Annotated in this window: 4 protein-coding genes; 1 reads left to right on the top strand and 3 read right to left on the bottom strand. The window is 70.9% G+C overall.

All coding sequences use genetic code 11. The features are described from left to right. Positions 1–216: 216 nt before the first annotated feature. Positions 217–1,167: an FAD-dependent oxidoreductase gene (locus tag CCS38_RS17720; protein WP_223734256.1), complete on the top strand. Its 951-nt coding sequence runs from the start codon at positions 217–219 to the stop codon at positions 1,165–1,167. Positions 1,168–1,273: 106 nt separating this feature from the next. Here CCS38_RS17720 and CCS38_RS17715 read toward each other — a convergent pair whose 3' ends face one another. The 3 genes from CCS38_RS17715 to CCS38_RS17705 form a co-directional block, all read right to left on the bottom strand. Beyond that, positions 1,274–3,034 (bottom strand): BCCT family transporter, encoded by a 1,761-nt coding sequence (locus CCS38_RS17715; RefSeq protein ID WP_372457103.1) that lies wholly within the window; start codon positions 3,032–3,034, stop codon positions 1,274–1,276. A gap of 54 nt (positions 3,035–3,088) precedes the next feature. Further along, complete coding sequence (locus tag CCS38_RS17710; protein ID WP_223734255.1) at positions 3,089–4,402, bottom strand: M14 family metallopeptidase; 1,314 nt, start codon at positions 4,400–4,402, stop codon at positions 3,089–3,091. Positions 4,403–4,484: 82 nt separating this feature from the next. Continuing rightward, the gene (locus CCS38_RS17705) at positions 4,485–6,539 is read right to left on the bottom strand and encodes a Xaa-Pro dipeptidyl-peptidase (protein ID WP_372457102.1); all 2,055 of its coding nucleotides are present in this window, start codon (positions 6,537–6,539) and stop codon (positions 4,485–4,487) included. Positions 6,540–6,544 lie beyond the last annotated feature (5 nt).

Below are 6,544 nucleotides of genomic sequence, written 5' to 3'. Positions count from 1 at the left end.
GTACGGCGCGGGGCATGGGCCTCCTTGAGTCGGCTGCGTACGGATGCGGGACAGTGCGGCAGGGGTCTTCGCTGCGTACGAGTACGGACGGTCCGTGGGGCGTCGTCGGCCGACGGTCTGCTGGTACCAGCCTAAGTGCCGGGATTGTCCGGGTCGCTGCCGGAGGGTTAACCCAAGATCACAAACGTGCGGAGGCGCTCCGGATACGGTCCTGGCATGACGAACGATGTGATCGTGGTGGGTGCCGGTGTCACCGGCCTGACCTGCGCCGTCCAGCTCGCCGAAACCGGCCGTGCGGTCCGGGTGATCAGCCGGGACCAGGGTGCCGGTACGACGTCCTCCGTGGCGGGCGGGCTGTGCTGGCCGTACCGCATCCTCCCGGAGGAGGCGGCCGTCGAGTGGTCGGTGCGCGGCTACGAAGCGCTGGCGGGGCTCGCGGAGACCGAGGGCACGGGCGTACGGATGGTGACGGGCACGATGGCGGCGGCGTCGGTGCCGGACCGATGGCGGGACGCCGTACCGGGGCTGCGCGCCGCGCGCCCCGAAGAGCTGCCCGCCGGCATACCCGAGGGCCTGCGGGCCCGCACCCCTCTGGTGGCCATGGACGCGCATCTCCAGTACCTGGAGCGGCGGCTGGCCGCGGCCGGCGGCACCCTGGAGCGGCGCGCGGCCGACTCCCTGGACGCCCTCGCACAGGAGGCCGGCGCGGTGGTGAACTGCTCGGGGCTGGGCGCCCGGGAGCTGGTGCCCGACCCGGACGTACGGCCTGTACAGGGCCAACTGGTGATCGTCGAGAACCCGGGGATCGAGGAGTGGTTCGTCGACGCCGACGGCCACGCGGACACCACGACGTACGTGCTGCCGCAGCCGTACGGCGTCGTGCTGGGCGGCACCGCGGTCGAGGGCGCGTGGTCGACCGAGCCCGATCCGGCGGTCGCCGAGGCGATCGTGGCGCGTTGTGTCCGCGTCCACCCCGCGCTGGCCGACGCGCGGATCCTCGCGCACCGGGTGGGGCTGCGCCCGGCCCGGCCCGCGGTGCGCCTGGAGGCCGAGCGGCTGCCGGGCGGCGGGCTGTGCGTGCACAACTACGGGCACGGCGGCGCGGGCGTCACCGTGGCGTGGGGCTGCGCGGACGAAGTGGTGCGGCTGCTGGACGCCGCGGTCTGAGAGCGTCCGGACGCGCCGGAGCGGAGGGCCGCGGTGGCCCTCCGCTCCGATGACGCAGACGGCACCGGCGAAGCCGGTGACGCGCCTGCCGGTCAGCCCTTTCCGGTCAGTCCTTCCCGGTACCCGCCGGTGCCGGCCCGTCCTTGTCGCTGATGACCGTCGCTTCCTCCCCCGAGCCGCCGTTGGACGGCCCGATCCGGATCTCGAAGTCGCCCTCGTACTTCTCGTGTCCGGCCACGACCGCGGCCTCGATGGCCTCCTCGCCGATCTGCCCCCGAACGATCAGCGGATCGCTCCGCAGATCCTTCAGGAGCGACCAACACATGGCGATCATGACGAGTGTGAACGGTGCCGCGACCAGAATGGTGAGGTTCTGCAGACCCGTGAGGGCGTCGCCGCTGCCGCCGCCGATGAGCAGCATGATCGCGGCGACCGCGCCCGTGACCGAGCCCCAGAAGATGACCATCGGCTTGGTCGGCTCCATGGTGCCCTTCTGGGACAGCGTGCCCATCACGATGGACGCGGCGTCCGCACCGGACACGAAGAAGATACCGACCAGGATCATGACAATGACGCTCATGAGGGTGGCAACCGGGTACTGGTGCAGCACATCGAAGAGCTGCCCCTCCACGGAGGAGGTGTCCGAGAGCTGCTTGCGGTCCTTCAGGAACATCGCCGACTGCCCGAAGATCGCGAACCAGATCAGGCTCACGACGCTGGGCACCAGGATGACGCCGCCGACGAACTGCCGGATCGTGCGGCCCCGGCTGATGCGCGCGATGAACATGCCCACGAAGGGCGTCCAGGAGATCCACCACGCCCAGTAGAAGACCGTCCAGCTGCGCAGCCAGGTGTCGACGCCCTCACCGCTGCTGGCGCCCGTACGGCCCGCCATCTGCGGCAGTTCGTCGAAGAACGTGGCGACCCCGGTGGGCACCATGTTCAGGATGAGGATGGTCGGCCCCGCGATGAACACGAAGACGGCCAGGATCAGCGCCAGCACCATGTTGATGTTGGACAGCCACTGGATGCCCTTGGCGATGCCGGAGACCGCCGAGAGGATGAAGGCGATCGTCAGCACGGTGATGATGCTGACCAGCAGCGTCGTGCTGACGCTGTCCTTCCAGCCGAGGACCTTGATGCCGCTGCCGATCTGCAGCGCTCCCAGACCCAGCGAGGCGGCCGAGCCGAAGAGCGTCGCGAAGATCGCAAGGATGTCGATGACCCGGCCGCCCGTGCCGTTGGCCCGCCGTGCGCCGATCAGCGGGGTGAAAACCGCGCTGATCGTCTGCCGGCGGCCCCGCCGGAAGGTGCTGTAGGCGATGCCGAGCCCGACCACCGCGTAGATGGCCCACGGGTGCAGCGTCCAGTGGAACAGCGTGGTGGCCATCGCCGTATCCATGGCCTGCGCGGCGTCCCGGGGGTGGGTGCCCGGCGGATGGGTGGTGAAGTGCCCCAGCGGCTCGCTCACGCCGTAGAACATCAGGCCGATGCCCATGCCGGCGCTGAACATCATCGCGATCCAGGAGACCGTACGGAACTCGGGGTGCTCGCCCTCCCTTCCGAGGGTGATGCGCCCGTACTTGCTGATGGCCAGCCAGATCGCGAAGATCACAAAGCCGGACGCGGCCAGTACAAAGGCCCATCCGCCGTTTTTGATGAGCCAGTCGAGCATCGTGCCCGATGCGTTCTCGAGTGACTCGGTGGAGGTCGCTCCCCAGACAATGAAGGCCAGGGTGAGCAGTGCCGTGACGCCGAAGACCACGCGGTCGGTCTGGGCGGGGCGGGCACGTTGCGACTCCGGGGGCAGGTCGATCGGGGTTGTCGCCCCGCTCCCGCCCCCCGGTTCGTTCTCTCTGTCCGTCACGTGGTGACCTTTCGATGGGCTGGATTTCCCCTAGCCATTACCCCCTACCACGGTTTAACACGCGGTTGACGGCTTCGCGGCAGTAAGGTGATATGCCGATCGTTCATCGAGCAGCAGCGGCACTAGCGCCCGAAGGGGCTGACGCAGCCGTACGACGGCGCCTTCGCCGTCGCGGTCGGCGCGTACACCGTGCAGCGTGAGCTCGTCTCCGACCTCCGCATAGCTTTCCTTGTCCAGCCGGTAAGCGCACGGCGGGTCCTGGAGGATCTCCTCGTCCGTTGCCGGATCGTTGTCCGCGCCGCCGAAGTAAACGGGCCCGCGGTCCGCGTATCCTGCCAGCCGCGCCGCTGTGGTGGCCGCCTCGATCCGGCCACGGCGCTCATCGAGGAAGGCGAACGTGCCCTTCAGCCCGGCGAGCTGGGAGTCGACCCGGCGCCGGTTGTTCACGGCCGGGTCGTCCTTCTCGGCCTGCGTGAGCGGCGTCGTACGGGTCTCGACGAGCAGCCCGACGGAGTTCTTCACGCCGGCCGCGTTGCGCAGGATGCGCTCCTGCCCGTCGCCCGCCACCTGCTTGATGGGCTCGCCGGTCTCCGGATCGGTCCAGATGCCGTAGATGCCGGTGCTGAAGCCGCTGTCCTCCACGGTGGGGCGTACGTACCGCTCGGAGAGCGTGCCGGCCTCGTCGTGCACCGCGTCATGGGTGTTGAGGCTGCGCGGCCACAGGGACAGCAGGTCCTTGTCGTAGTACGGCGGGGTGGCTCCGTACTCGTGCAGGTCGTAGATGGTGTCCGGGCGGTAGTCGCGGAACAGCGCGGCCATCGTGCGGGCCTCGGCGGTCTTCAGGGCGAGGTGGTCGCGGTTGATGTCCACGCCGTCGGAGTTGCCGCGGGTGTTCGCGGCCCGGCCGTCGGGGTTGGCGGTCGGAAGGACCAGGACGCTGGTGTGCTCCAGGAAGCGGCGGGTGGCCGCGTCGGTGGCGTAGGCGAGGTTCCGGACGGTGGACAGGCACGCCTCGCGCCCGGAGGGCTCGTTGCCGTGCTGGGAGCAGATCAACAGGACCGAGTTGCCGCGGCGTATCCCATCGGCGTCGGGCGGCTGCGTGGCGCCGATGCGGACGAGCTGGAGCGGGCGTCCCTGCTTCGTCGAGCCGATGCGGTCGACGCGCGTGCGCGCGCTGTCCCGGTCCACGCGGGCGAGGAACTCCTGCTCCTCGGGCTGAGTGGTCCAGCGCGCGCCGTTGCTGGTCTCGAAGCCGGTACGCGGTCCTTCGTGCGCCGCGGCCGTGGCCGGCGCCGGCGCGGCCAGGAAGGTCGTGGTGAGCGCGGTGGCGACGGCGCCGAGGAGCGCGGCGCGGAATCTGTACCTCACGAAGTGGTGCCTCCCTCTGGTGGAGCGGACAGGGTGCTCCGGACCGGGGCCGTGTGCGTACGCTGCGGCCCCGGCCCGGTGGTCAGCGGGCGTCCGGCACGGGCCTGCCGGGGCGCGGCGCGTCCAGTCCGGCGAGCGGGCCGGCCCCGGTGTGCGGTGCCTGCGGCGTACCGGAGAGGGCGCGCGCGGCGCCCGTGAGCGGCAGTTCGGCCTTGGTGCGGGACAGGTCGAGGGTGAGCGTCGGCCGGGTGGACGGCGGGTCGATGAGACCGGCGTCCGTGCCGCCCACGATCAGCGCGAGCCGGTGCCCGGCCGGTACGACATGGTCGGTCGCGGCCAGGTCCAGGGTGATCGTGTACGGCTTCCCGGGGGTCAGCGGGCGGCCCTTGTGCGGGTCGGCGTAGGTGCCGAGGTCGGCCCAGCCGCGGCTGAAGACGGTCTGCCGCACCTTCTCGGTGTCGGGCGCGGTCTCCTTGAAGCAGGCACTGTCGCCGTCCCGGCTCGCGCCCCAGCAGGTGCGTCGGTCCAGCGTGGTGATGCCTTCGCCCTGCCCCGTGTAGTCGCGGATGGTGGCGGGGCCGAGGTCGACCAGTACGGCCGAGAGGTGGGCGGTGGCGGTGGACGGGGTGGCGGTCACGGTGACCTTGCCGCCGCCCGAGAGGCGCAGCGGGGCCGCCAGCGGCGCGGTGCTGAACGCGGCCTTCGCGGCCGTCGGTTGATCGGCGTGCGCCGCCCAGTCGGTCTCGCTCAGCTTCGGGTCGTCGGTGAAGGTCTCGGTGGCGCCGGGCGGCGCGGGCTTCGTCCCGAGCACTCCGACCCCGGGCTGCTCGCCCTTACCGGGCCGCAGGGTCGTACGGGTGGCCGTGCCGGGCGCGGGCCAGACGCGGTCCGTCGTCCACTTCCCCGGGGCCCGCTCGATGTCGGCCATCGGGGCGCGGTCGGCGCCGTTCTCGTAACCCATCAGGTAGTGGTCGAACCACCGGTGCAGCGCGGACACCCACTCCTTCCGCCGGAAGTCGAACGGATCGACGTGCCCGGTCTGGGACAGCCAGATCTTGCGCTCCACGCCGTTCTTCGCCAGCGCGTCCCACCACTGCCCGAAGTGCTTGGTACGGACGTTGAGGTCCTGCATGCCGTGCACGACGAAGACGCTGGCCTTCACCTTGTGCGCGTCCTTCACGTAGTCACGGGCGTCCCACAGGCCGGTCCAGTCGCCGCTCCGGGGTGCGCCGTCGACGAGCTCCTTCTGTACGGCCTTGCAGCGGGCGCGGGCCGCCGGGCTCTCGACGTAGTCGGACAGCCAGTCGGGGCCGGAGTCGTAGAGCGGCGCGCCCTGGGAGAAGTAGTAGTCGTACCAGGAGGAGATGGCGCCGATGGGCACGATGGTCTTCAGGTTCGGCACGCCGGTGGCGGCGACGCCGTTGGCCACGGTGCCGTCGTAGCTCTTGCCGATCATGCCGGTCCTGCCGTTGGACCAGCCGGCGGTGACCCGTTTCCCGCCCGTGGGGGCGTCGTAGCCGCGGGCGCGGCCGGCCAGCCAGTCCACAACGGCCTTGGCGGACCGCACATCGGAGCGGCCGCCGACGTCCACACAGCCGTCGGAGCGGTTGGTGCCGGCCAGGTCGACCAGGACGGTCGCATAGCCGCGCGGCACGAAGTAGTTGTCGTAGTGGAGCGGGAACTGTACGGGGCGGCCGTCGGCACCGTAGGTCTTCTTCTGGCTCTCGTTGCCGCGGCCGCAGCAGGAGTAGTACGGACTCGCGTCCATGATCACGGGTATCCGGCGGCCCTGTTGCGCCGGTTCGCGCGGCCGGACGATGTCGACGGCGACCCGGTCGGTCCTGCCGTCCGAGTCGCCGTCCAGCTTCGTGTCCACCCACACCGACTCGCGGATGGCGCGGTCGTAGGAGTACACGGGCCTGCTCTCCCCGGAGGCGCCGGGTGCGGCCTGCGCGGCGCCGCCGGGCGGGAGCAGGACGGCCAGTAAGGCGGCGGTGGCCGCCACGACGAACGCTTGCCACGGTATGCGGCCTCGCCGCGTGCGTATGGTCACCCGCGGGACCGTAGCGCGAGGCCAGGGCGGTACGTAAGGGTGTGGCAGGGACGGAAGTGACCATGACGGCCCGATGTCGGTCATGTGTC

Origin of the sequence: Streptomyces purpurogeneiscleroticus (genome assembly GCF_020024005.1) — a bacterium.
GTDB classification, from domain to species: domain Bacteria; phylum Actinomycetota; class Actinomycetes; order Streptomycetales; family Streptomycetaceae; genus Streptomyces; species Streptomyces purpurogeneiscleroticus.
This window is presented reverse-complemented; position numbering and strand designations above follow the sequence as displayed.